The following is a 25,184-nucleotide window of genomic DNA, read 5'->3' as shown; positions in this document are numbered from 1 at the left end:
AGGCTAAAACGGCTAAAAAACAACAGGAAGCCGTTATGAGTCACACCCCGTCTTTACAAAAGCCGCCGAAAAGTGCCGCCCGAACCATCTTCACCGTCACCAGTGGTAACTTCCTGGAGATGTACGATTTTATGGTGTTTGGCTACTACGCCACTGCCATTTCAAAAACCTTCTTTCCCGGCGATGACCCGTTTGCCTCCCTGATGCTGACCCTGATGACTTTCGGTGCCGGCTTCCTGATGCGCCCGCTGGGGGCGATCATCCTCGGTGCCTACATCGACCATCATGGTCGTCGTAAAGGACTGTTGCTGACGCTGGGCTTAATGGCGATGGGCACCCTGACCATCGCGCTGGTGCCGGGCTATGCCACCCTGGGCGTGGCAGCGCCGATTCTGATCCTGCTGGGACGGCTGTTGCAGGGCTTCTCGGCGGGCGTGGAGCTGGGTGGCGTGTCGGTCTATCTGGCCGAAGTCGCGCCCAAAGGACGCAAAGGCTTTTTCGTCAGCTGGCAGTCGGGCAGCCAGCAGATTGCGGTGATCTTTGCTGCTCTGCTGGGTCTGATGCTGAATCATCTGCTGGCGAAAGAGGCGGTGACGGAGTGGGGCTGGCGTATCCCGTTTGTGGTCGGCTGTCTGATTGTGCCGTTCCTGTTCTATATCCGCCGGATGCTGGAAGAGACCGAAGCGTTCAGCAAACGTAAACATCATCCGAGCATGACGGAAATCATGCGGTCAGTCGCCAGCAACTGGGCGCTGGTGCTGGCGGGGATGCTGATGGTGGTCACCACCACGGTGATGTTCTACATGATCACCGCCTTTACCCCGACTTTTGGTAAAACGGTGTTGATGATGAGTGACAAGCAGGCGTTCCTGGTGACGCTCTGTGTCGGTGTCTCAAACCTCATCTGGCTGCCGCTGATGGGGGCGCTGTCAGACCGCGTCGGACGCCGTCCGCTGCTGATCATTTTTACCCTGCTGATGATTGTCACCACCTGGCCGGTGCTGCACTGGCTGGTGGGATCGGCCAGCTTCGCCCACCTGCTGGAAGCGGAACTGTGGCTGTCGTTTCTCTATGCCAGCTATAACGGTGCGATGGTGGTCTATCTGGCGGAGATCATGCCTGCTGAGGTGCGCGCCGCCGGTTTCTCTATGGCTTACAGCCTGGCGACGGCGCTGTTTGGCGGCTTTACGCCTGCCATCTCCAGCTACCTGATCCATGCCACCGGTGACAAAGCGATGCCGGGCGTGTGGCTGACCTTTGCCGCAGTCTGTGGGCTGATCGGCACGTTGCTGATAGGCCGGATGGTGAAGCAGTATCAGATCCGTCACAGCGGCACGCCGGTCAGTGCTTCACTCTAAAACGACAAATCGACCACCACGCTGTCGCTGTAGTTTCCGGCTGGCGGCGTGTTCTGCGTGGTCAGGATGCGCGCGGTGTAGTTAAAACCGCGCGTCAGTCCATCCGTGGATACCGCCGTCGAGGTGGTACTGCTCCAGCGTTCAGTGCCTGCCGATCCCCAGCGATTGCTGGTGGTACTTTTATAAATTTCATAGCTCAGCCGATTCGCGCCGCTCGCCATATTCCTGACGCTGCCCACCGGATAACTGCCATTGCTCAGCCCGACGGTATAGGTGCTGCCTTTGCTGCACAACACGTTGATGGTCTGTGACACGGCGGAGAAGCTGCCGACCAGCGGCGCGCTGCCAAAGCTTATATTCGGCGCGGTGATGGTGGTGCAGTCATTGGTAAGAATGGCGGTGATATTAATCGGGATGACACCGCTGCCGTTCTGCTCGCTTAAACAGATATTGCCAATCGCAACGCTGGTGCAGATGCGATAAGTCACGGCCATATTCAGCGTCAGCTGGTAGGTCCCGGCGGCGACCACCTGACCAGGAACGGTGCGCAGATAGACCGGGATGGCGAAGTTAAGGCTGCCCAGCAAACCCGCCAGGTTGATCAGGGTCTGCGAACCATAGACAAATGGCGTGCCGCCAATCGTCAGTTCGGTAGCGCAGGCCGTGTCGGTGCAGAGCCGCACCGGCACATTATCGCTGCCGGTATCACCGCTGCGTTTCAGCGTACCGCGCGTGCCGTTGCTATTGGTCGCGCCCGTCAGCTGAAAGGTGATCTGGTTATTGCCCAGCAGCGACAGCCCGGCACCCGCGCCACAGTTGACGTTGGCATTGGTGGTGGTGGAACTGACGGTGGTGTTAGCCACAAAGGTTGTGACTGAACCGAAACTGGCGGTCGATGCGGGCAGGGCGCAGGCGGCGTAGCCCAGCGACGGCAGTAAGAGTAGCAGGCCAGCCAGTATCACAGATTTCATCATGGTCGGTTTCCGGACGTAAAAGATTCAGCGGGAGAGGGGGCGCTGCCTGCGGCAGGGGCGGGCAGCGCACAGGTCAGGGGGCCGTAAGTTTTCAGCGCCTGCGGCTGACCGCTGGCGATGCGCAGTTCGGTTTCGCACTGGCGGCCATCGGGCGTCACCACCTGCATCGGGTTACTTGCGGTGAGATCTTCCATCCAGACGATGCCATCCCAGCCGACATACTCGGTGGGATGATCGGGACGCTGCACCAGGCTTGATACCGGCAGCGGCTGGCCCTGCGCATCGACCAGGATTACGCTGGCTGAGCGCAGTTTCTCCACCGGGAAGTTGAGCAGATAACCGCTCTGGCGTTTCACCGCAAAGCGCTGCTCAACCCGTGGCGTGGTCATATCTGCCGGCAGGTCGAGGGTGTCGATATCATATTTGGCCGGGTAGTAGCTGCTGATGGCGGGCACCAGCAGATAGCCCTGTTGATTGGTGCGTCCCATCGACTGATTCTCGTAGCGCACGTTAACATCGGGATAGTTGGTCTTCACCAGCACAAAGGCGTCGTTGATCTCGTTAGCGGCAAAGACGCTGTTGTCCATTAACACCAGCGCACCCGAGAGATCGGCCCACTGGGTGAGGTTGTCATCATCGCCATAGAAGCCCGCCGAGGTGTCAATCTGGTTGTTGCGATAGCGCAGACTGCCCTGACGATAATCGCCGCTGTCTCCGCTCTGATTCGCCCAGGAGGCATCCCAGGCGAACCCGCCGTCGCTGGGCATGGCGCGTGAGGCATAAACGCGCTGACTGTCGCGGCCACGCTGGTCGCGTTCGGTGCTGAGGGCAACGCTGCCCTGTTCGCCAAACGGGATCACCAGCGAAATCGCCCCGGTCCAGCTTTTCTCCTGCTGATCGCGGCTGGCCGAGACATACAGACTGCTGTTACCCCACAGGTTTTTACTCCATGAGAGGTTCCACAGCCGGGTGCGATCGCCCTGACCGTCAGTGATGTCGATGAAAGCGGCACCGACGCTGCCAAAGCGGTTCAGCGAGACGCTGGCGCTGTACTGAGCACTGCGGCGTGAGAGTGCGTAGCGGCTATCCGCCTGGCTACCGGCACGGCTGCCGACCAGCGCCAGATTGCCGAAGTCGCTGCTGCGCTGGGTCTGTTGAGTGCCGATGTTGAACCAGCGGTTGTTGTACTGATATCCCCAGCTATATTGCCTGCCGCTCTCGCCATCGAGCTGACTTTGCGCCACCGCGCCGTTGACCACGCCCCAGCTGCCGACGCGCAGCTGACCACCCAGCCCGCCCATCGCCAGCGTTTCGCTGCCTTCGGCGTGGCTCTCCAGCGTCAGCCAGTCGGTCATACCGTAACGATAAGAGCCGCTGGCCGCTGCCTCACCATAATCGAAGTTCTTTATGCCGTAGTTTTCGCGGATTGCCCCGGCAGAGAAGGCGTAGTCCGACAGCCCCGATTTCAGCAGGTTACTGGAGACGTAAAACGGCATGGTGGTGGTGACACGGCGGCCAACCGCATCGGTGGTAGTGATCACGGCATCACCCGCGCCGTTAACGAATGGCACATTGGTCATCGACCAGGGGCCAGGCTGCACGTTCGCCTGGCTGGAGCGATAGCCATTAATAAACAGATCGACGGTGGAAGGCACGGCGGCCTGACCGGAAAAGGCGGGCAGCGGATAGGTCACCAGATCGGGACGGACGCTGAAGTCGCGACCGACGCGGATGCCACCGAGCCGCACGCTGCTGCTCCAGGCCAGCGAGTCGGTGACCAGATCGCCGACCCGCCAGCTTACCGCCGCATTCTCATCTTCATTGCTCCACCAGGTGTCGTAGCGGATATAGCCATCATCCTGATAAGTCGTACTGCCTTCCAGCTGCTGTTGCCAGACGCCGTTAGTGGAGAAATGACCGGCATCACCAAACAGCCGCAGTTCGTTCCAGGCGGACAGGCGGGAGCCACTGTTATCCGTGCGGCTGGCGTAAAGATCATAATTAATCAGCGCGCCGCTGCTGGTACGGCCCGGATAGCGCGGTCCGTTCTTCGCCTCGCCAATCACCTGACCGGGCAGCCACTCAGGCGGTACGGTCAGCAGCAGACGCTGTCGCGCAGCGTCATACTCCACTTTGATGGGTTGCAGGCTGCTGACATCGACCTGCGGCTGCTGGCCCAGCTTATCCGCTGGCAGGCCGGCACGCTGCAAATCGCCACTGCGAATCCAGAAATGACCGTCGCGCTGCTCTGCCGGCACAATATTGCCGTTCTCCTGCTGGTTAATCACCAGCTCCAGCATATATTGCTGACCGTTGCTGCTGGTCTGCAGGCTGGGTGGCGGGGGCAGGGATGAGTAAGTCTCCGCCAGCACAGGATCTGGCGTAACAGCGTAAATAACGCTGGCCACGGCCAGCGCGCAGGGATGCAGGGAAAACGGTCTCATTCAGCGCTTACTTCTGGGCAGCGCCGCGCCACTGGCTCTTGTTAACCTCTGCGGTGAGTTCGCCGCTCACCGGCGAGGTGAGCGGCCAGCGGTGATAGCTGTCAGCCAGCACATAGCCGTATAAGCCTTCGCCCAGTTTGCGACCGCCAATCGCCACATTGCTCAACCGGGCGTGACCGCTGCCGCTGTTGGTTAACTGGAGCCAGCGCCTGCCGCCCTCGCTGACCTGTTGCCAGCGCAGAGCCGGGCGAGCGCTGTCTGTGTTCAGCCCGGTACCGTAAACAAACAGCGGCACCGAATAGCGCATCTGGAAGGTCAGCCCGGCCTGATTCTCGCCGGGGTTACGCGGGGTTGGGATCTCATCCAGCACCACCCGATAGGCCAGCTCTTTACCGGCCGCAGGCGGCGTCTGTTTAATCAGCCTGACCAGCTGTTTCTGGCCTGGCTCCATCCGCACCATCGGCGGGCTGGCGACTACCTGCTGCTGAGTCTGATACTGCTCCTGGCCATTGTTCTGCTGCCAGCTGAAGACGCGGATCTGCATCATGGTGGTGCTGTTACCGCGATTCTCCAGCCAGAGTTCGCTGGCTTTCTCTTCAGGATTAATGGCGGGATCGATGGGCCAGATCATGACCGAATTCGCGGCGAAGGCCGGGGAGAGCAGGGTGGAACTTAGCAGCAGCAACAGGGCGCGCAGTGGCTTCATGATCATATCCTTGTTTTCTATCACCTCACCAGCTCAGGGTGACGGTCAGCGTGTCGGTATAAACGCCGGCGCGCGCAGTGCCGGGCAGTTGTAGCTGACCGTAGATCGGCAGCGTAATGTTATTGGCATTGCTATAACTCAGCGGCACCGCCTGGTTCACCGGGATCACCGTGGTGCGGCTGGCGTTGCTAAAGAGCGTGTAGGGAACGGTGTTGCTGAAATTGGGCAGCTTCAGGTTACGGGTCGTGGTGAAATTGTTGCCCTGATTAATGCTCATGCTCAGCGTGGTGCCCGGCGTACAGGCGAGATTAATCGAGGTGCTCTGCAGATAGCTGGCGTTGACGGTATTCGCCGCCACGCCAGACTGTGTACCGAAATTAAGCGTGCCAAAGACGCCGGTATTGGTACCGGATATCACGCAGCCTGCCACAATCGACGCGGTAACCTGGAAGGTGCTGGTTGGCAGACTCCAGGCGCTGATACTCCCTGTCAGCAGGGGCAGACCGCATGCGATCGTCAGGCAGGATCGCCAGAGAACCACCCGTATTTACCTGCGACAGCAGTTAATAGTTCACGGCAACGTTAATCGTGTCGGTATAGGTTCCGGCAGGGATCAGGGGGTTAAAGCCGCCGCCGACCACCCGGCCATAGATGGCGTAGTTGGTCCCCAGCGTCGGATCGGTAGTACCGCTGGCGGCGATAGGCGTATTGTTGGCGATCGCCGTGGTAAAGGAGGCATCACTGTAGAGGGTATAGGCGATGCCCTGCGCATTATCCGATCCCAGTACCAGATAACGCGGCGATGCAGAGGCGGTGCCGTAGATGGTCGCTGGCGCAGCATTGCTGCTGGTGACCACCACGTTGTAATCCTGACCGGTGGTGCAGCGCACAAAAATACCGTTACCAGCCGCACCGACCAGTGTGGCGTTCAGGGTATCGAACGTGGCTGCGCTGCTACCAAAGTTCAGGGTACCGAAGTTAACGCCCGCCGTAGCCGACTGGCCGTTCACCAGACAACCGGTGGTCAGGGTTAACGTGGCATTGATGGTTCCCGAGGTCGTCGCCGCCTGGATTAATGACGGAATAGCGACAGTTAATCCTGCAGCGGCAAACAGAAAAAGCTTGAGTTTCATAATATTTCCTTACGGATTATCCAGAGTCAGTGCTTTTTCACCCGGTGTTTATTAACGATTCAACCCAAAATAAAGGAAATAAAATAACAAGGTAGGCAGTGCCGCTATCTTAAGAAAAATATTAGACTTAAGAATGCTGATTTATATCAGTTTTACTTACTATAGATCAGTTAAAGCGTTACGCGAAGCCTTGCTATTTATTTTTGATTAATCAAAACGTCACTCCGGCCGATAACCCAGTAACAGCAAGGCGCGAAGACGAGGCGATAAAACAAAATTCTTTGTTTTTTCGGTATCTGGCATGCTTTCTGCTTCGGTGATATGTTCCTGTACCAATCAGACATAATAACGGTTTACCGGCTTGCTCTGCGGGCGGCTAATAAGATGCAGGTTATAAATGGCCAGCGTCGGCGGGCGCGTTTTGCCTGACCTTCAGGACCACAAAATATCGAAATTTAATCACTTTCACCCATCGGGTGTTTTCAGATCACTTATCAGACTGTACACAGCACCCGTTTCTCCGCGGGTGGTGAGGAGTTGCACATGTTGCCTGTCACCTGGGATAGCGTCCTGATCTGCGTTTCGCTGATCGTGGTGTTCATTGCCTCTTTTACAGCCCTGGATACCGCCGGACGAGTGGCGGTATCCCGTGGCTGGAGCGCCCGGTTCTGGCTGTTGGTGGGCGGCATAGCAATGGGGATTGGCGTCTGGGCAATGCACTTTATCGGGATGCTGGCGATGATGATGCCGATGATGATGCGCTATGACACGCGACTGACGATCCTCTCGCTGCTGGTGGCGATCCTGGCGTCTGTGCTGGCTTTTGGCCAGACGGTGGGTGGCCTGCATCTCACCCGCCAGCGGCTGCTGCGCGGCACGCTGATCCTGGGCGCGGGTGTGGTGGTCATGCACTATCTTGGTATGTATGCCCTGCTGATTGAACCGCAACCGGAGTGGAATGCGCTGCTGGTGGCGCTCTCTGTGCTGATTGCGTTTGCGGCCTCTGGCCTGGCGCTGTGGCTGGCCTTTCATCTGCGCCAGGGCGATCATCATCTGATGCTGATGCGCGGGCTGGCCTCTCTGGTCATGGGCATCGCCATCGCCGGTATGCACTATGTAGGTATGGCGGCAGCAGAGTTCAGCCACAGCAGTATGATGCAGCCGCACGGCGTCAGTAATGCGGGCCTGGCGGTGTGGGTAACGCTGATTACCCTGACTATTCTGGGTATCACTCTGCTGAGTTCGATGCTGGATGCGCAGCTGCGCGCCGCGCGTCTGGCGACCCGCCTCAATCGCGCTAACCAGGAATTGCGTCAGCTGGCGATGCATGACAACCTGACCACGCTGCCCAATCGTGTAATGCTGGAGCAGCAGCTCGATCTCGCCATTAAACAGGCGATGCTTAATGAGCATCGCTTTGCCGTGATCTATATGGATCTCGATGGCTTCAAAGCGGTCAATGACACATGGGGACATCACGTCGGTGACCGGTTGCTGGTGGCGGTGGCGGAACGGCTGTGCAGCCAGCTCAGCAACACGATGCTGCTGGTGCGTCTGGGGGGCGATGAATTTGTGCTGATGGCTGAGTGCGATATCAGCGCAGCCCGCCAGCTGGCGCAAAAACTGGTTAAAGTCATCAGTTCGCCGTTTGAACTTGACCGCTATGTGCTGCACGTTTCACTCAGCGCGGGCATTGCGATCTTTCCGCTGCACGGTCGCAACCGGCAGGAGCTATTGTTTAATGCTGATGCGGCGATGTATCACACCAAACACAGCGGACGAAACGGCTGGTGCCTGTTTGAACCAGCCATGAGCGCCGCGACGCAGCATCAGCTGGAGCTGGCGAACGATCTGTGGGAGGCGATAGAGCGCGAGCAGATGCGGCTATTCTATCAGCCGAAATTCTGTTCCGGCGGCACCAGGTTAATGGGATTTGAAGCGTTGTTGCGCTGGCAGCATCCGCAGCGCGGTTTACTGACGCCTGAGCTGTTTCTGCCGCGCGCCGAAAAAACCGGTCAGATTATTGCGCTGGGTAACTGGGTAATCGGGGAGGCCTGCCGTCAGCTCAGGCTATGGCACAGCCAGGGCCACAGTGACTGGACAGTATCGGTGAATCTCTCCGCGTTGCAGTTTCACCAGCGTGATTTGCTGACTATCCTGACGCAGGCCCTGGCGCGTAACCAGTTGCCAGGCAGCGCGCTGATGCTGGAGATCACTGAAGCGATTGCCATGCGCGATCCCGCTTTCAGCCAGCAGCGCATTCGTGAATTGCAGCAGGCGGGTGTCAGCGTCGCGATTGATAACTTCGGCATCGGCTATGCCAACCTGCTGCATCTCAAAGATCTGGATGCCAGTGAACTCAAAATTGATCGCAGCTTTATCAACTGCCTGCGGCCCGGCAGTGAAGATGCGACCGTAGTCAGCGCCATGCTGACCCTGGCGCAGAGCCTCAATCTGCGCATGGTGGCGGAAGGGGTGGAGACTGAAGAGCAGCAGCATTTGCTCACCAGCTTAGGCTTTGATGCGTTGCAGGGCTATCTGCTGGGCAAGCCAACGCCAGCGGACCGGGTTGAGGCGCTAAGTTTTCCCTCACTGCGACAGCCGGTGGCGTCACTGTCCGGCTGATAGCGCTGACAGCAACGATAGATTTCATCACTCAGAATGAGTGGAAGGATGCAGGGTTCGCGGCTCATTAACCGCCGGGCTGTGCCGATAACTAAGAGAATAATTTTAAAAAACCTCTGCCCAACCACAAGCTCTGCTTTCGCGGGAATGCACTATGTTAGCGACCTCATACGACTCTTTTATCGTCATCGTCTCCGTTCTTGTCGCGATGCTGGCTTCGTTCACCGCCTTAGATATGGCGGGACGGGTGGTGCATTCAACCGGCAAAGTTGCGCTGGTCTGGCTGTTCGGCGGCGGTTTTTCCATGGGCATCGGCATCTGGGCGATGCACTTTATCGGCATGCTGTCGATGAACATGGAGATGGTCATGAGCTACAACGCCGGGCTCACCGCCTTCTCTGCGGCCATCGCTGTCTGTGCGTCGATATTTGCGCTGTGGCTGGTCTGCAATGGCGATCTGCCTTTGCCGCGTCTGGCGGGCGGCGCGCTGATCCTCGGCAGCGGCGTAGTCGCGATGCACTACACCGGCATGGCGGCGCTGATGTTCTCCCCCGGTATCGTCTGGAAATGGGGCTGGGTGGCACTGTCGGTAGCGATCGCCCTGGCCGCCTCTGGCACCGCGCTGTGGCTGGCGTTTAACCTGCGGGAAGGACAGACCAGCCGGGTCACCCTGCTGCGCATTGGCGCATCGGTGGTGATGGGCTGTGCTATTGCCGGCATGCACTATACCGGCATGATGGCGGCAGAGTTTCCCGTCCACAGTCATCCGGTCGGGCAGGGCGTCAACAGCAACTGGCTGGCGATTCTGGTCACGGTGGTCACTATTTCGATTCTGGGCATTACCTTACTGGTGTCGATGCTGGATGCTCGGATGCAGGCGCGTACCTCGATTCTCGCCAGTTCGCTGGCTGAAGCCAATCGCGAGCTGGCACAGCTGGCGCTGCACGACAACCTGACGCGGCTGCCCAACCGCATCCTGCTGGAGGATCGGCTGGAGCAGGCGATTAACAAAGCGAACCGTGAGCAGAGGCAGTTTGCCCTGATGTTTATGGACCTCGATGGGTTTAAGGCGGTCAACGACGCGTTCGGGCACCACATTGGCGACAGTCTGCTGGTCGGCGTGACCGAGCGCATGAGCGAGCAGATGACCGGCTACTTCACGCTGGCGCGGCTCGGCGGTGATGAGTTTGTGCTGCTGGTGGAGATCGACGATCCCAATGATGCGGCGGCCATCGCCGATAAGCTGGTCAAAGCGGTGGATCGTCCGTTTGATATCTCACGCTATGAGCTGGTGGTATCGCTGAGTCTTGGCATCGCGGTCTATCCCGGCGATGGCGTGGATGAGCGCGAACTGATGTTCAACGCCGATGCGGCGATGTACCACACTAAAAATAATGGCCGTAACGGCTACACCTTCTTTCAGCCTTCTATGAACATTCAGGCCCAGAGCCAGCTTCAGCTGAATAACGATCTCTGGCAGGCGCTGGATCATGATGAACTGCGCCTGTTCTATCAGCCAAAATATTGCGCGCCGAGCGGTCCGATTCTCGGTTTTGAGGCGCTGCTGCGCTGGCAGCATCCGCAGCGCGGCCTGCTGTCGCCCGATAAATTTCTGCCAATGGCAGAAAAGACCGGAATGATTGTCAATATCGGCAACTGGGTAATCCATGAAGCCTGTCGCCAGCTGCGCCAGTGGCATCTGCAGGGCCATCCGCACTGGTCGGTGGCGGTGAACCTGTCGGCGTTGCAGTTTGAGCAATCTAATCTGGTGAAGACGGTGGTGGATGCGCTGGAAAAACATCAGATTCTGGCCGAACTGCTGACGCTGGAGGTGACGGAAACCACCGCGATGCGCGATCCCGATGAGAGCGTGCGTATTCTGACTGAGCTGACCCAGCTCGGGGTGAAAGCTTCAATTGATGACTTTGGCACTGGCTACTCCAGCCTGCTCTATCTGAAACGGCTACCGGCCAGTGAACTCAAGATTGACCGGGCCTTTGTGAACGAGCTGCAGCATCACACAGAAGATGCCACCATCGTGTCGGCGATAGTGGCGCTGGCGCAGTCGCTGCAATTGAAAGTGGTGGCCGAAGGCGTTGAAACCGCTGAGCAGCAGGCCTTCCTGACCAGCCTGGGCTGTAATACGCTGCAGGGCTATCTGCTGGGCAAGCCGGTTCCCCCGGAGCGGGTGCCGGAGCTGGCTGATTATGTGGTGGCAGAAATTGAAGAGGCAATTGCGGAAGTGAGTCTTAATGCCGAAGCCGAAGCCGAAGCCGAAGCCGAAGCCGAAGCCGGGCAGCCGCTGACGCCGCAGGTCGCTGTGATCTGACCTGCCTGAAGCCGTGAAGAATCAGCGCAATCGGATAAAGCGATTCGCGCCGCCTGTCATTGGTCGCCGTGCGTGGTAAAGTCTCGCGGTCAGACTATTCACGGTCAAACAAGGAGAGGTCACCCGTGGCGAAATACCAGCGATTGATGGATGAGATTCAGCAGCAGATAGAGGCCGGCATCTGGCTGCCGGGCACCCGTCTGCCGTCATTGCGTCAGCAGGTCGCGCAACAGGGCGTCAGCCTGATGACGGTGCTGCATGCCTATGAGTTGCTGGAGAGTCAGGGCTGGATCGTCTCTCGTCCACAGTCGGGTTACTACGTTGCACCGCGTGCCTTAGCACCCGCACCGCTGAGCGTGGCGATCAGTGAACAGGTCGATATCAACGACTTTGTGTTTGATGTGCTGCAGGCCACGCGCGATCCGGCCATCGTGCCGTTTGGCTCCGCCTTTCCCGATCCCGCACTCTTTCCGCAGCGCCAGCTGATGCGCTCGCTGGCTAACGTCTCTCATCATCTGACCCCAACCGATGCGCTGCACAATCTGCCGCCCGGCAACGCCACACTGCGACAGCTGCTGGCGCAGCGCTATGCGCGTCAGGGCATCACCCTGTCGCCGGATGAAATTGTCATCACCAGCGGGGCGCTGGAGGCGCTGAACCTCAGTCTGCAATCTCTGACCGAGCCGGGTGATTATGTGGTGATTGAACAGCCGAGTTTTTATGGCGCGCTGCAGGCGATAGAGCGGCTTAAGCTCAAGGCGCTGGCGATTCCGGTTGATGCCAGAAATGGCATCGACCTCGTCCAGCTGGAGGAGGCCCTGCAGCGCTGGCCGGTGAAAGCCTGCTGGCTGATGACCACCCTGCAGAATCCGCTGAGCGTAACCTTAACGCCGGAACGCAAACAGCAGCTGGTCGCACTGCTGGCGCGTTATCAGGTGCCGATGATTGAAGATGATGTCTATGCCGAACTCTGGGCGGGTGATGCGCCGCCGCTGCCGGCGAAAGCCTGGGATCGCCAGGGGAACGTGCTGCACTGCGGCTCATTTTCAAAGTCGCTGGTGGCAGGATTTCGGGTCGGCTGGGTCGCGGCGGGACAGCATGCGCAGCGTATTCAGCGGCTGCAACTGATGAGCACGCTCTCTACCAGTGCGCCGATGCAGCTGGCGCTGGCCGATTTTCTTGCCACGCGGCGTTACGACACCCATCTGAAGCGGCTGCGGCAGATTCTGGCGAAGCGACAGCAGATGGTGCGCCAGGCGTTAATGAAGGTGCTGCCGCCGCAGGCCACGGTCAGCGAAGCGCGTGGCGGCTATTTTCTCTGGGTGACGCTGCCGGAAAGCATCAATACGACCCGGCTCTATCAGCGGGCGCTGGCTCAGGGGATCAGTATTGCACCGGGGCAGCTATTTTCGGCAGGTGAGCAGTTCAGGCACTGCTTCAGGTTAAATACCGCCTGGCCGTGGGATAGTCGGGCCGAGGCGGCAATCGTGAAGCTGGGTCAGCTGATGGCGGAAGGGCAGGCGGATTAAACCCGCGCCGCTTCCTGATGGCCCCAGGTCAGGTAGTAGACATCATAGAAGTCGACTTCCCCTTTTTGCGTCAGCAGACGCTGGATACCGCTCTTCACGCGTTCTGGTGTCTCAGGCAGCGACAGAATGCGTGAGATTGCCTGTTCGCGCACCGGCTGAATGTAATACCACTCGCCGTTGTAGCAAACGCGCAGATCGAGGGCATCGATATCTTCAAAGCGATATTTCGGGTTGATATCCAGCAGCATCAGCACACTCATCACCAGCACAAACACGGTGGCAAACCAGAAGGCGGGCCAGCCGAGCATCTCGGTGGTGAAAATCAGCGCCACGCACAGGCCGTAGCAGAGGTACATTACTGCCCAGAGACCAGGGTGGTTCTTCAGAAACGAGAGGCTGAAACGCGGCAAATTGTCGCGACGTTCTTCGCGGTTAAGCAGGGCGATCTCGTCAATCAGGATTTGTTTAATAGCGTCCATTTGTTACCTCACTGTCATCTGTTAGCTATTACAACAGATAACAGTCAAGCATATCAGAAACAGATCTGTGCTTTTTTTATATAACAGTTTATACGACAGTGACCGGGGCGTCGGGCTGCTGCGCCTTTAGACTTCCCGCCTGACATTTTGCAACACTTTGCCGCAGTAAGAACCGCTACCCTCTGTCGCGCAGGCACACTCCGACCCTATAGTTAACGACACATTTGGCTTTAGTCAGCAATATCAGTCAATTATATCAATTGTGTCGTCTGGCGCACATTGCATTGTGCCGCGGGTTTGCCACACTTAGAAAAACATCGGAGAACCTGTATGCGTGCCTCATCCTCCAGTCTGCTATTAATGATGTCCTTTGCCGCTGGCACCTTCTCGGCCGGGGCCTCTGACAATCCTCAGCATCTGATGCTTGCCAGCCCGTCGGGCGGTGTACCCAATAACCCGTTACCTCTGATTATCTGGCCGCGCGTGGTGCCGGAAGAGGAGGAGATCGCCGCGTGGTTTGAGAAAACCTTTGAGGAGAACGGCTGGCCTCCCGCCTGGCGCTATCCGATCTTCCCATACACCCATTATCATCCTAATACCCATGAACTGCTGGGCGTCGCTGAAGGCTGGGCGGAAGTGCTGTTTGGCGGCGACAGTGGCCGCATGGTGACCCTGCGCGCAGGCGATGCGGTCCTGATTCCGGCGGGTGTCGGCCATCGGCAGGTCAGCGCCAGCGAAGATTTTATGGTGATAGGTGCCTATCCGCACGGGATGTCGCCGGAGACGCTGCGCGATGAGCCCGCGAAGCTGAAAATGGCCCAGGAGCAGGTGAAAAAAGTGCCGTTGCCGACGCAGGACCCCTTTACCGGCAAAGAGGGCGCATTAACCGAGATCTGGCAGCCGATTGCGGCGCTCACCGCCCAGCAGTAAGCCACGGGGCGAGCACGCCCCGATGCCGCTCCGCCAGCCCGGCTTTCGCGTCCCGTAAGCCTGGCTGTCACCGGGCTGTCATCAAACTGTCGTAGCGTTTTGCCCAGCATGTTAACGGCAAAGGCAGAGTAAGATGGCGGCAATATCGTTAACCGGACTGAGCAAAGCGTTCGGCGCCCAGCCGGTACTGGACGCGATTTCGTTACAGATTAATCAGGGCGAGTTTGTCGCCGTTCTTGGGCCTTCTGGCTGCGGCAAAACCACCCTGCTGCGCCTGCTGGCCGGCTTTGAAACGCTCGACAGCGGTGAAATCCGCATCGGTGAACGCCAGGTTGCCGCAGACGGGCTGCACCTGCCGCCGGAAGCCCGCGAGCTCGGCGTAGTGTTCCAGAACTACGCTTTGTGGCCGCATATGACGGTCGCGGAGAACGTCGGCTACAGCCTGAAGGTGAACGGTGTGGCGCGCGCAGAACGCGAACTGCGCACCACCCAGGCCCTGACGCTGGTCGGGCTGGATCGCTTCGCCGACCGCCGACCCGCCGATCTCTCCGGTGGTCAGCGCCAGCGCGTGGCGCTGGCTCGCTGCCTGGTGGCACGGCCGACGCTGGTGCTGCTGGATGAGCCGCTGGCTAACCTTGATGTCCATCTGCGCGCCACCATGGAAGAGGAGTTCCGCCGCTTCCATCGCCACAGCGGCGCCACCTTACTCTATATCACCCACGATCAACGCGAAGCGATGGCACTGGCCGACCGCATCGTGGTGCTCGAACACGGCAGAGTGATGCAGTTCGCCAGCCCGCAGACCCTGTGGCGCGAACCGGCTAATGAGATGGTGGCGACCTTTATTGATGAGGGGCGGGTGCTGCCGGTCAGCGACATTGAGCCGCTCGATCCGGGTCAGGCAACCGCCACGCTCTGCGGGCTGCGGGTTTTGCTGCGCTGCTCGCCTCACCAGCGCCCGCTGCCGCACGGCAAAGCCAGCTTCCACAGCGTCAGTTTTCACCTCGCCACTGAGGGAGAGCGGCAGTTTGCCGCCCGCGTTGAGCGCATTATCTTTCGCGGTGGCTACCATCAGATCAACCTTCGACCGCTTAATCAACCGGATGTCAGCCTGTCGCTGACGCTTAATGATGCTGCATTACTGGCGGTTGATGACACCGTCGGCGTCGCCGTCGATGACGGCTGGATTCTTCCTGCATAAAGGGTTTCAGAAACCATGAAAACGGCTTTTCGTACTCCGCTTCACGCGCTGTTGTTGCTATCGAGCCTGGCGGCCTCAACCCTGTTGCAGGCGGCCGACGCGCCCGGCGGCAAGCTGGTGGTTTACACGTCGCAGGCACCTGAAATTGCGCAACAGACCATCGATGCGTTTAAGGCCGCGTATCCGGCGGTGGAGGTGGAGTGGACCCGCAACGGCACCACTCAACTGATGAACGTGCTGCGCACGGAGATGATGAGCGGCCAGGTCAAACCCGATGTGCTGCTGGTGGCCGACGCGATCAATCTGGGCGCGCTCAAGAAAGAGGGGCAGCTCTATTCATATCCGGCCGCCCCGGTCAGCCACCTGAAGCCTGCCTATTACGATGTGGATAAAACCTTTTTCGGCACCAAAATTATCGCCACGGTGATCGCCTATAACACCCAGCGTGCGAAGCCAGTCAGTAGCTGGAAAGCGCTGGCAGTAGAAGAAAACAGAGGCCAGATTGCGGTCCCCAGTCCCCTCTATTCCGGTGCGGCGCTCTATAAGCTGCATACCGATATCCATACCCCGTCGATTGGCTGGGCGTTCTATCAGCAACTGGCCGCCATCGGCATTGCGCCACAGGGCGGCAATGGACCGGCGCTGAAAGCGGTTGCCAGCGGCATGGATAAGTATGGCGTGATCACAGATGCCGATATTATCCGCGCCAAAAAGCAGGGATCGCCCATCGATCTGGTTTATCCGCAGGAGGGCGTCTCCTATGTGACCGAGCCGGTGGCGATCATGAAGTCGGCGCATAATCTGCCGGCCGCCAAAGCCTTTGTTGATTTCATGCTGTCGGAAGCGGGACAGCAGCTGGTGGCGAAGCAGGGCAACCGGCCGGTCGATGCCCGCGTGGCGGCACCCGGTGGCTTTGCGCCGATTGAGCAAATCACGCTGCTGACGCCGGATGTGGCACAAGCGGTGGCCGAGGATGCTCAGGTCCGCGAAACCTTTACTGAACTGTTTGGCGGCTGATCGTGAGCGTGCTGGGCAACGAATGGCGAAGAGGCCAGGCCGCAAGGCATCGCAGATGGCGGGCGGAACCGCTGGTGCTGGGCGTACTGGTGCTGGTGATCGGCCTGCTGTCGGTGGCACCCTTTGCCCGGCTGATGGGAACCGCGCTGGCACCGGATGGCATACTGGATAGCGATCGCCTGCTGAGATTGCTGACCAGCCGGCGGGTGCTCAGTGCCACGCTGAATACCCTGGCGATCGGCATCAGCGCGACGTTGCTGTCGCTGCTGCTGGGAACAGTGGCCGCCTGGCTGGTGGCGCTCACCGATTTGCGTGCCAAAGCGGCCTGGGTATTTGCCTTTATCCTGCCGCTGATGATCCCGCCGCAGGTGACTGCGCTGGCCTGGATACAGGCGCTGGCACCGGGCAGTCTGCTGGCCACAGCGGTGAATGCGCTGGGCGGGACGTGGCTGGCACCCGGTCAGCAACCGCTCTATTCCGCGACCGGCATGGTACTACTGCTGGGTCTGCACAATGCGCCGCTGGTGTTCCTCACGGTGCGGGCTGGCCTGCGTCGACTCCCCGCCGAACTGGTGGAGGCGGCCCGTATCAGCGGCGCATCACCCCGGCAGATTCTGTTCACGGTGATCCTGCCGCTGGCGCGCCCCGCGATCTTCGCCGGGGCGGCGCTGGCGTTTGTCGCTGCGGTCGGGAATTTCGGTATCCAGGCGATGCTGGGTATTCCGGCGCGGGTGCCGACGCTGATTACGCTGGTTTATCAGCAGCTCAATACCCTCGGCCCCGGTGCGCTGCCCAATACCGCCGTCTACTCGATGCTGATTGCGCTGATCACCCTCGCCGGGATGCTGATTAGCGGCTGGCTGGGCGGACGACGCGATGTCCGGGTCAGCGGATCGCCACGACCCTGGCACCAGCCGCTGCGGCGCGCGCGACTGCCGGGCGAAATCATCGCCTGGCTGTGGATGGTGATCACCTTGCTGCTGCCGCTCAGCGCCTTGCTGACCACCGCCTTAACCCGCGGTTTCGGTCAGGCTCTGAACTGGCAAACCCTGACGCTGGAGAATTTTCAGCAGGCGCTGTGGGGCTATCCGGCGATACGGCAGGCGTTCTTTACCAGCCTGTGGCTCACCGGCCTGACGGCGCTGCTGCTCAGCGTCATGGCACTGTTCCTGGCTTTCTTTCTCAGCTGGCATCGTACCCGGCTGGTGCGGGGGCTGGGATTCGCCAGCGAGCTGACCTATGCGCTGCCCGGCATTGTCACCGGCGTGGCGGCGATGCTGTTTTTCCTGCGGCCACTGCCGCTGCTGGAATTTTCTCTTTACGGAACGGTGTGGATTATTCTCGCGGCCTATCTGGCCAACTTCCTGGCGCTGGTGTTAAGGCCGACGCTGGCCGGGTTCGCGCAAATCGAACCGTCACTGGATGAGGCGGCGCGCTTATGCGGCGCGGGTCTGATGCGGCGGATGACTGACATCCTGCTGCCGCTGGCGGCACCTTCTGTGCTGGCCGGTGCGTTGCTGGTGTTCCTCACCGCGCTGAATGAAATACAGGTTTCAGTGCTGCTGGTTACCGCGCAAACCCAGACGCTTGGCCCGACCATTATTTTCCTGGACGAAGGCGGATCGGCGCCGCTGGCGGCGGCGGTCGGATGCCTGATGATTGGGATCGTGCTGGGCTTAATGCTACTGGCCTCACGACTGACGCGCCGTCTGCCGCAGGGAGTCCTGCCATGGCAAGCCTGACGGTGATCAGCGGCGTCGGCGGAAAACTGCCGGCCGCTTTCCTGCTGGAGATAGAGGGATACCGTCTGTTATGGGATTTAGGTGCCGGGCCGGAGCCGGGCGTCCGGCCCGCAATGGACGCCATCGGCCAGGTCGATGCGCTCTGCCTGACCCATTCCCATGTGGATCACGCGGCGGCGCTGGATAGCTGGGCCGACATCGGTTCACCGCCGGTCTATGCCAGTGAGATTACCTGGCAGCAGCTGGGTGAGGCTGGCGTTCCGGCTCAGGCGCGACGCATCCTGCCATTGCGCGGCCAGTGCGCGCTGGGGCCGCTGAATCTCTTTACCGGTCGCAGCGGGCATTCGCCGGGATCGATCTGGTTTCATCTGCCAATTGCGGGTGGCATCACCTATATGGGCGACTGGAGTCGCGAATCGCTGCTGTTGCCGTTTGATTGCCCGCCACGCGCACGGCTGTTGATTACCGATGGTTCCTATGGCGACCGCAATCAGCGACTGGCGCAGCAGATCGACGCGCTGGCCCTGGCGGCACAAGGGGGCGCCGTGGTCACCGCGCCGCTGCACGGGCGCGGCCCTGAGATGGCGCTGCAGCTCAGCGCTCGCGGGCTGCCGGTGGTGATGTGTCCCCAGGTGCGCGAAGAGGTGGCGCAGTTGCTGGCGCTCAACAGCCTGCCCGCCGCGGCGATGCTGGCGCTGGCCCGGTTATTGCGCGTCGCAACACCCGACCGCTGGCGACCGGATACGGTTATTGTCGCGGCGGATGCGGTGGCTGACAGCGGGCTGGCGGCGCAGCTCAGCCATCAGCCCGACTTTCGTCTGATCTTCAGCAGTCACGTTTCCAGCGGCACCCGTGCCTTTGAGATGCTGCAATCCGGCATGGCACGCTGGCTGCCGTGGAATGTGCATCCGCCGCTCGACGATCAGCTGGCGCTGATCAGACAGACGGCGGCCCAGAAAGTGATCCCGGCGTTTGTCGCGCCGCAAGAGTGCCAGCAGCTGATGAGCCAAAGTCCGGCAATGCTCTGCTGGCAGCACCGTTATTCGCTCTCCTCGCGCTGGGAGCGGGTCGCCTGACGCGCCGCCACCGCGGAGTCATTGAACATTTACTCGCCGCTGCCGATAAACCCCCTATAAACACTGATTAATCTTCTTAATGCGCTTGTCATCTCAGCTCTTTTCGGCTGTAGTCTGCGCACGCTATTAAGAACATTCCTAAGCCGTCATCCGGCTACAGAGCAGCAGGCTAATCACAATGGATAATAACTCTGAGGTCATCTATCGCATGCTGGTACAAAGCGTGAATGATTACGCCATCACTATGCTAAAACCTGACGGTATCATCGGCAGCTGGAATCAGGGTGCTCAGCGCACGATAGGCTATACGCCAGACGAGATGATTGGCTGTAGCTTCGCCCTGTTGTATAGCGAAGAAGATCGCCGCCAGGGCCTGCCGCAGCGTGGACTGGATATGGCTGCCACTGCCGGACACCATGAAAGCGAAGGCTGGCGCTATCGCAAAGATGGCAGTGCTTTCTGGGCGCATGAGACGATCGACCCGATACGCAATGACGCCGGTCTGCTGGTGGGATACGCCTGTATTAGCCGCGACTGTACTCAGCAGCAGGAGCAGCAGCGCAAAGAGCGGGAGCAGGAGATGCGCTTCCGCCTGCTGGTGGAGGGCGTTACCGATTACGCTATCTATATGCTCGATCATGACGGCAACGTGGTGAACTGGAATGCCGGGGCACAGCGCGCCAAAGGCTATGTGGCGGAAGAGATTGTCGGCCAGCATTTTTCCCGCTTTTACAGCGCCCAGGATCGCCTGAACCGTGTCCCGGAGCAGAACCTGCAAACCGCTTATCGCACCGGCCGCTTTGAAGATGAGGGCTGGCGCTACCGCAAAGATGGCAGCGCCTTCTGGGCGCATGTGGTGATCGACACGATCCGCGACGATCAGGGTAAGCTGCTGGGCTACGCTAAAATCACCCGCGACTGCACCGAACAGCAGCGCGTCCGCAGTCAGCAACGGGAGCAGGAGCAGCGTTTCCGTCTGCTGGTAGAAGGGGTCACCGATTACGCCATCTATATGCTCGATGTCGATGGCGTGGTGGTGAACTGGAATGCCGGTGCGCAGCGTGCCAAAGGGTACAAAGCGGATGAAGTGGTGGGTCAGCACTTCTCGCTGTTTTACAGTTCCCAGGAGCGGCTGAACCGCATCCCGGAAGCGAATCTCGGTATCGCGCTTAAGACCGGCCGTTTTGAAGATGAGGGCTGGCGCTACCGCAAAGATGGCAGCGCCTTCTGGGCGCATGTGGTCATCGACGCGATCCACGATGATGACGGCAAGCTGGTTGGCTTCGCTAAGATCACCCGCGACCGCACGGAACGCCGTGAGCAGGAGCAGCAGGTGCTGCGCGCCCGGGATCTGGCTGAAGCCCAGAGCACCCAGAAAACCGCGCTCTCTAAATTCCTGGATAATATCATCGCCAACATTCCCTCCTGCGTGATTGTGGAAGATGCGATCACCCGCGAGATCCTGCTGGTTAACGACCGCACTCAGCAGCTGTTTGGCCTGTCGAAATCGCTGATCGTCAACAAGCGCCCGCACGAATGCATGTCGCCCGAACTCAGCGATTACTTTAATAATCTGGCGGATGTTGCGCTGCGCAGTGAGGGCATGCATGAGCGTGAGCAGTTGCTGATGACCGCCAGCGGCGAACGCATTCTGCATACCCGCGCCACCGCGATTAACGGTCAGGATGCGCGACGTAACTACCTGATGCTCTTGGTGGAAGATGTCACTGACCAGCGCGCCGCTGATGCCCGTATTCACCATATGGCGCACCACGACAACCTCACCAGCCTGCCGAACCGCATTCTGTTCCGCCAGCGTCTGAGTGAAGCCTTGCGCACTGCCGGTCAGATACAGCGCCAGACTGCCGCGCTCTGCCTTGATCTCGATAACTTCAAAAATGTGAACGATGCGCTGGGCCATCAGATTGGCGACGAGTTGCTGCGCAGTGTGGCTAAGCGTCTGCGTAACGCGCTGCGTGACCAGGATACTCTGGCGCGTATCGGAGGCGATGAGTTCGCCATCGTGCTGCCTTCGGTGGCCAGTAATGAAGAGGCGAGCATTGTGGCGCAGCGCCTGATTGAGGCGATTCGCCCGCCGGTCAACGTTGAAGGCCATAATCTGTCGGTCGGGCTCAGCGTGGGTATTGCGCTCAGCACCACCATTACCAATACGCCGGAGCAGCTGCTGCGCTGTGCGGACATGGCGCTTTATGAAGCCAAACGTAACGGCCGCAACCGCTATGAGCATTTCACGCTGGAGATGGACGATGTGGCGCGCAGTCGACGCCTGATAGAAAACGATCTGCGCGATGCGATTAGCGGCGGGCATCTGCGGCTCTACTATCAGCCCATCACCAACGGCGATAACCGCACCATCATTGGCTATGAGGCGCTGATGCGCTGGCATCATCCGATTCGCGGGCTGATCATGCCCAACGACTTCATCCCGATCGCTGAAGAGACCGGCCTGATTCATATGCTGGGGGCGTTTGCACTCTACGAAGCCTGTCGCGAAGCGGCGAGCTGGGAAGGGGAGCAGTCGGTCTCGGTCAACCTCTCACCGCTGCAGTTTAAAAACAGCTCGCTGGTGCCGGTGGTGGAAGGCGCGCTGAAAGAGTCGGGTCTCGATCCGGCACGGCTGGAGGTTGAGATCACCGAATCAGTGCTGCTGGATGATTCGCTGGGTAATATCCGTACCCTGCAAAATCTCAAGGCGCTGGGCGTGCAGATTGCGCTGGATGATTTCGGCACCGGCTATTCGTCGCTGAGCTATCTGCGATCTTTCCCGTTCGACAAAATCAAAATCGACAAATCCTTTATCAATGATATGGGTGACAGCCGCGAGGCGCTGGCGATTATCCGCGCCATCACCGGCATGAGTCGCAGTCTTGATATCCAGATTACTGCCGAAGGGGTGGAGAGCGATGAGCAGTTCGCTAAGCTGCGCGATGAGGGCTGTACCCTGTTCCAGGGCTTCCTGTTCGGACGGCCTCAGCCGTCGGAACTGCGGCTGAAAACGCTGGGTTAATCCATACCGTGTTAATCATAGAGGCCATGCTGCTGGACCGGCGCATGGCTGAGATTATCGCGAATGCGCCGCACCGACTCGCGCACCACCAGCCTGCCATTCAGCAGCAGGCTGCCGGTGGGCGTGCCGGGATTCAGTCGCATCTCCTGCAACATTCTCACTGCCGCTGCGCCCAGCTCATCACGCGGCACCTGCACCGAGGTCAGCGGAATATCGTGGATAGCGGCCAGGTTAAAGCCATCCATACTCATCACCGAAATATCCTGCGGCACCCGCAGACCGGCCTGCTCCAGCGCAGTGACGGCGCCCGCCGCAATATAATCACCGCTGGCGAGAATTGCGGTCGGGCGCAGCGCATCAGGGCAGTGGCGCAGATATTCACTCAGCCGCTCCGCCGCTTCATTGCTGCTGAAGCTGTTCAGGGTCAGCAGATGCTGGCGGCTGTCAAACCGCAGGTTCATGGCATGCCAGGCGTCGCGCACCCCCTGCAATCGCTGCTCCATGGTGTAGCGGCGTAAGCAATGCAGCGACAGGATCTGCCGGTGTCCCTGCTCAAACAGATAGCGCGCTGAGAATTCACCAATCAGCTGATGATGGGGCGAGACCGAAGGCAGACGCATTCGGCGATCGCGGGCGTTAATCAGCACGCAGGGTTTGTTCATCTCCGCCGCCAGTTGATGAATATGCTCATCATCAATGCCGATCAGTAGTGCCGCTTCGGTCTGCTGCATCTTGTCGATAAACAGCGCGGCATCACTTTCCACCTCCTCCAGCGGGCAGTAGCGCAGCCGCACCTCATGCGGCTCCACCGCCTGGCTGATCCCCTGAATCACTTTGTAGTAGAAGATGTCACTGCGTACATCAAAGGCGCGCGGCGGGGCAAAAACCATCAGGTTATTCAGCAGCAGGCGACCACTGTGCAGGTTGTTTAGCACGCCCTGTTGCTGCGCCACGGCCAGCACTTTGTCACGGGTGGCAGGCCGGGTATTGGCTTTACCCGCCAGCACCCGCGACACCGTACTGATGGAGACGCCGCTGAGTGCCGCAATCTCGCTTACTTTCAGCCTTTGTTTCATTCTGTGATCGCCTTCAAATCTGCTGATGAAAAATTTTTCATAACCTGCTGAATCGCGTCAGATAAGCGTTTCAGTGCCATTTTCTGGCGGGATTCAGCCTGCCATGAAAAGCGTTGCAAAAAAGTGTCTGTACCCACGTTTCGCACTTTTCTAAGTTCGTTACAGGACACGCGGTACGCCAGCAGGCGGTGTGCGTCATCAATGGCAATCAGGAGTGGCACAATGAGCCTCGAATCAACAACCAAACCCATCAGTGCATCCCGCACGGTGCGCGTGATTAAAAATTTACGCTGGTGGATGCTGGGAATGTTCCTGCTGGGTGTAACCGTCAACTACATCACCCGCAACTCGCTCGGCATTCTGGCACCGGAACTTAAAAACAGTCTGCACATGACGACCGAACAGTACTCCTGGGTGGTGGCGGCGTTTCAGCTGGCCTATACCCTGTTTCAGCCAATCTGCGGCTGGCTGATCGATGTGATCGGACTGAAGATGGGCTTCCTGATCTGCGCGCTGATCTGGTCGGTGACCTGTCTGCTGCACGCCGGTGCGGGAAGCTGGCTGCATCTGGCATTGCTGCGTTTTGTCATGGGCGCCTCTGAGGCGGCGGCAACGCCAGCTAACGCCAAAGCGATCGGTGACTGGTTTCCGAAAAAGGAGCGCCCGGTCGCGGCGGGCTGGGCGGGCGTCGGCTTTTCGATTGGTGCCATGCTGGCGCCACCGATTATCTATGTCGCGCACATAACGTTTGGCTGGCAGGGCGCCTTTCTGCTGACCGGCGGGCTGGGCCTGCTGTGGGTTGCACTCTGGTGGTGGGGCTATCACTCGCCTGAGAGCCATCCTCGTCTCTCTGATGAAGAGCGGGCCTTTATTAATCAGGACAACGAAGCGATCGGGGAAAAACTGCCGTTCTTCACCGCGCTGAAAGTGATTGGTAAAGAGAAGAAATTCTACGGCATCGCCATCCCGGCTTTTCTGGCCGAACCGGCCTGGGCGGTCCTGAGCTTCTGGGTGCCGCTCTATCTGGCCAATGAGCGCGGCATGGATCTCAAGCAGATCGTGATGTTTGCCTGGCTGCCGTTTCTGGCCGCCGACCTCGGCAGCGTTGCCAGCGGCTATCTGACCAAAATCTATGTGCGCTGGTTTGGTCTCACCCGCGTCAATTCGATTGTCGCCAGTTCGGTGACCGGCGCACTGCTGATGGTCTCACTGGCGCTGATGACGCTGGTAAAAGATCCCTGGCTGGCGATCGCCCTGATCTCCGTCGGTGGCTTCGGCCATCAGGTGATCTCCTGCATGCTGAGCGCGCTGGTGGTGGAGCGTTTTGATCGCCGCCAGATGGCCACGGTCAACGGCATGCGCGGCTCCTGCGCCTGGATCGCCAGCTTTATCTTCTCGCTGATTATCGGTGTCACCGCCGATACCATCGGCTTCAATCCGCTGTTTGTGGCGATGGGCTTCTTTGACCTGATTGGTGCCGTTTTCCTGGTGATGCTGGTCGCCGAACGCCGCCAGCGCCCTGCTAACCCATAAGGAT

Annotated in this window: 19 protein-coding genes; 11 read left to right on the top strand and 8 right to left on the bottom strand. The window is 59.4% G+C overall.

From position 1 onward, the window contains the following. Positions 1-35 precede the first annotated feature (35 nt). Positions 36-1,358 (top strand): MFS transporter, encoded by a 1,323-nt coding sequence (locus HFD87_RS17980; protein WP_060681082.1) that lies wholly within the window; start codon positions 36-38, stop codon positions 1,356-1,358. Here HFD87_RS17980 and HFD87_RS17975 read toward each other — a convergent pair. Genes HFD87_RS17975 through HFD87_RS17955 form a run of 5 tightly spaced genes read right to left on the bottom strand, consistent with a single transcriptional unit; the run spans position 1,355 to position 6,615 of the window. Beyond that, the gene (locus HFD87_RS17975) at positions 1,355-2,332 is read right to left on the bottom strand and encodes a spore coat U domain-containing protein (protein WP_010249011.1); all 978 of its coding nucleotides are present in this window, start codon (positions 2,330-2,332) and stop codon (positions 1,355-1,357) included. The genes HFD87_RS17980 and HFD87_RS17975 overlap by 4 nt on opposite strands. Continuing rightward, complete coding sequence (locus HFD87_RS17970) at positions 2,329-4,776, bottom strand: fimbria/pilus outer membrane usher protein (protein WP_163640212.1); 2,448 nt, start codon at positions 4,774-4,776, stop codon at positions 2,329-2,331. Before HFD87_RS17970 ends, HFD87_RS17975 begins: the two co-directional genes overlap by 4 nt. A gap of 7 nt (positions 4,777-4,783) precedes the next feature. Next, positions 4,784-5,482 (bottom strand): molecular chaperone, encoded by a 699-nt coding sequence (locus tag HFD87_RS17965; RefSeq protein WP_167423746.1) that lies wholly within the window; start codon positions 5,480-5,482, stop codon positions 4,784-4,786. A 25-nt stretch (positions 5,483-5,507) separates the two neighbouring features. After that, positions 5,508-6,023: a spore coat U domain-containing protein gene (locus tag HFD87_RS17960; protein WP_010249007.1), complete on the bottom strand. Its 516-nt coding sequence runs from the start codon at positions 6,021-6,023 to the stop codon at positions 5,508-5,510. A gap of 22 nt (positions 6,024-6,045) precedes the next feature. Further along, on the bottom strand, positions 6,046-6,615 hold the full coding sequence (locus HFD87_RS17955; RefSeq protein ID WP_167423745.1) for a spore coat protein U domain-containing protein: 570 nt from the start codon (positions 6,613-6,615) through the stop codon (positions 6,046-6,048). Positions 6,616-7,158: 543 nt separating this feature from the next. On the opposite strand from HFD87_RS17955, the gene HFD87_RS17950 reads away from it, so the two are divergent. The 3 genes from HFD87_RS17950 to HFD87_RS17940 all read left to right on the top strand — a co-directional run bounded on the left by HFD87_RS17950 (position 7,159) and on the right by HFD87_RS17940 (position 13,098). After that, positions 7,159-9,240 (top strand): bifunctional diguanylate cyclase/phosphodiesterase, encoded by a 2,082-nt coding sequence (locus HFD87_RS17950; RefSeq protein WP_167423744.1) that lies wholly within the window; start codon positions 7,159-7,161, stop codon positions 9,238-9,240. Between the two features lie 154 nt (positions 9,241-9,394). Further along, on the top strand, positions 9,395-11,569 hold the full coding sequence (locus HFD87_RS17945; protein WP_167423743.1) for a bifunctional diguanylate cyclase/phosphodiesterase: 2,175 nt from the start codon (positions 9,395-9,397) through the stop codon (positions 11,567-11,569). A gap of 125 nt (positions 11,570-11,694) precedes the next feature. Next, entirely contained in the window at positions 11,695-13,098 is a 1,404-nt protein-coding gene (locus HFD87_RS17940) for a PLP-dependent aminotransferase family protein (protein ID WP_010249003.1), read from the top strand. Here HFD87_RS17940 and HFD87_RS17935 read toward each other — a convergent pair. Next, positions 13,095-13,577, bottom strand: a complete 483-nt coding sequence (locus HFD87_RS17935) for a YlaC family protein (RefSeq protein ID WP_010249002.1) — start codon at positions 13,575-13,577, stop codon at positions 13,095-13,097. The genes HFD87_RS17940 and HFD87_RS17935 overlap by 4 nt on opposite strands. A gap of 330 nt (positions 13,578-13,907) precedes the next feature. Here HFD87_RS17935 and HFD87_RS17930 point away from each other — a divergent pair, with 330 nt between their 5' ends. The 6 genes from HFD87_RS17930 (at position 13,908) to HFD87_RS17905 (ending at position 22,571) form a co-directional block, all read left to right on the top strand. Next, on the top strand, positions 13,908-14,507 hold the full coding sequence (locus tag HFD87_RS17930; RefSeq protein WP_010249001.1) for a cupin domain-containing protein: 600 nt from the start codon (positions 13,908-13,910) through the stop codon (positions 14,505-14,507). Positions 14,508-14,640: 133 nt separating this feature from the next. Beyond that, a complete protein-coding gene (locus HFD87_RS17925; protein ID WP_167423742.1) occupies positions 14,641-15,708 on the top strand; it encodes an ABC transporter ATP-binding protein in 1,068 nt (355 codons plus the stop codon). 15 nt (positions 15,709-15,723) lie between these two features. After that, positions 15,724-16,725, top strand: coding sequence for an ABC transporter substrate-binding protein (locus tag HFD87_RS17920; RefSeq protein ID WP_129063139.1), 1,002 nt, complete (start codon positions 15,724-15,726; stop codon positions 16,723-16,725). A 2-nt stretch (positions 16,726-16,727) separates the two neighbouring features. Next, positions 16,728-18,467: an iron ABC transporter permease gene (locus tag HFD87_RS17915; protein WP_167423741.1), complete on the top strand. Its 1,740-nt coding sequence runs from the start codon at positions 16,728-16,730 to the stop codon at positions 18,465-18,467. Further along, positions 18,455-19,543 carry an MBL fold metallo-hydrolase gene (locus tag HFD87_RS17910; RefSeq protein ID WP_022623869.1) on the top strand — a complete coding sequence of 363 codons (1,089 nt, stop codon included), beginning with the start codon at positions 18,455-18,457 and terminating at the stop codon, positions 19,541-19,543. The genes HFD87_RS17915 and HFD87_RS17910 overlap by 13 nt, the downstream gene beginning before the upstream one ends. Before the next feature lie 178 nt (positions 19,544-19,721). Further along, positions 19,722-22,571, top strand: coding sequence for a bifunctional diguanylate cyclase/phosphodiesterase (locus HFD87_RS17905; RefSeq protein WP_167423740.1), 2,850 nt, complete (start codon positions 19,722-19,724; stop codon positions 22,569-22,571). A gap of 11 nt (positions 22,572-22,582) precedes the next feature. Here the strand turns inward: HFD87_RS17905 and HFD87_RS17900 are convergent, their stop codons facing one another. Beyond that, the gene (locus HFD87_RS17900; protein ID WP_010248992.1) at positions 22,583-23,647 is read right to left on the bottom strand and encodes a LacI family DNA-binding transcriptional regulator; all 1,065 of its coding nucleotides are present in this window, start codon (positions 23,645-23,647) and stop codon (positions 22,583-22,585) included. Further along, complete coding sequence (locus HFD87_RS17895) at positions 23,644-23,898, bottom strand: hypothetical protein (RefSeq protein ID WP_010671102.1); 255 nt, start codon at positions 23,896-23,898, stop codon at positions 23,644-23,646. The genes HFD87_RS17900 and HFD87_RS17895 overlap by 4 nt, the downstream gene beginning before the upstream one ends. Here HFD87_RS17895 and HFD87_RS17890 point away from each other — a divergent pair. Next, positions 23,870-25,180 carry an MFS transporter gene (locus HFD87_RS17890; RefSeq protein WP_010248988.1) on the top strand — a complete coding sequence of 437 codons (1,311 nt, stop codon included), beginning with the start codon at positions 23,870-23,872 and terminating at the stop codon, positions 25,178-25,180. The genes HFD87_RS17895 and HFD87_RS17890 overlap by 29 nt on opposite strands. Positions 25,181-25,184 lie beyond the last annotated feature (4 nt).

The organism is Pantoea sp. EKM21T, assembly GCF_011800405.1.
GTDB classification, from domain to species: Bacteria; Pseudomonadota; Gammaproteobacteria; order Enterobacterales; family Enterobacteriaceae; genus Pantoea; species Pantoea agglomerans.
Note: the sequence above shows the minus strand (reverse complement) of the source record. Positions and strands in the feature narration are given on the sequence as shown.

What these genes read in the sequence shown, in the direction of transcription:
- HFD87_RS17920 (WP_129063139.1), top strand. Translation starts at nt 15,724, where the DNA reads ATGAAAACGGCTTTTCGTACTCCGCTTCACGCGCTGTTGTTGCTATCG.
- HFD87_RS17965 (WP_167423746.1), bottom strand. Translation starts at nt 5,482, where the DNA reads ATGAAGCCACTGCGCGCCCTGTTGCTGCTGCTAAGTTCCACCCTGCTC.
- HFD87_RS17910 (WP_022623869.1), top strand. Translation starts at nt 18,455, where the DNA reads ATGGCAAGCCTGACGGTGATCAGCGGCGTCGGCGGAAAACTGCCGGCC.
- HFD87_RS17950 (WP_167423744.1), top strand. Translation starts at nt 7,159, where the DNA reads ATGTTGCCTGTCACCTGGGATAGCGTCCTGATCTGCGTTTCGCTGATC.
- HFD87_RS17945 (WP_167423743.1), top strand. Translation starts at nt 9,395, where the DNA reads ATGTTAGCGACCTCATACGACTCTTTTATCGTCATCGTCTCCGTTCTT.
- HFD87_RS17890 (WP_010248988.1), top strand. Translation starts at nt 23,870, where the DNA reads ATGAGCCTCGAATCAACAACCAAACCCATCAGTGCATCCCGCACGGTG.
- HFD87_RS17905 (WP_167423740.1), top strand. Translation starts at nt 19,722, where the DNA reads ATGGATAATAACTCTGAGGTCATCTATCGCATGCTGGTACAAAGCGTG.
- HFD87_RS17955 (WP_167423745.1), bottom strand. Translation starts at nt 6,615, where the DNA reads ATGAAACTCAAGCTTTTTCTGTTTGCCGCTGCAGGATTAACTGTCGCT.
- HFD87_RS17895 (WP_010671102.1), bottom strand. Translation starts at nt 23,898, where the DNA reads ATGGGTTTGGTTGTTGATTCGAGGCTCATTGTGCCACTCCTGATTGCC.
- HFD87_RS17900 (WP_010248992.1), bottom strand. Translation starts at nt 23,647, where the DNA reads ATGAAACAAAGGCTGAAAGTAAGCGAGATTGCGGCACTCAGCGGCGTC.
- HFD87_RS17980 (WP_060681082.1), top strand. Translation starts at nt 36, where the DNA reads ATGAGTCACACCCCGTCTTTACAAAAGCCGCCGAAAAGTGCCGCCCGA.
- HFD87_RS17975 (WP_010249011.1), bottom strand. Translation starts at nt 2,332, where the DNA reads ATGATGAAATCTGTGATACTGGCTGGCCTGCTACTCTTACTGCCGTCG.
- HFD87_RS17935 (WP_010249002.1), bottom strand. Translation starts at nt 13,577, where the DNA reads ATGGACGCTATTAAACAAATCCTGATTGACGAGATCGCCCTGCTTAAC.
- HFD87_RS17930 (WP_010249001.1), top strand. Translation starts at nt 13,908, where the DNA reads ATGCGTGCCTCATCCTCCAGTCTGCTATTAATGATGTCCTTTGCCGCT.
- HFD87_RS17925 (WP_167423742.1), top strand. Translation starts at nt 14,641, where the DNA reads ATGGCGGCAATATCGTTAACCGGACTGAGCAAAGCGTTCGGCGCCCAG.
- HFD87_RS17970 (WP_163640212.1), bottom strand. Translation starts at nt 4,776, where the DNA reads ATGAGACCGTTTTCCCTGCATCCCTGCGCGCTGGCCGTGGCCAGCGTT.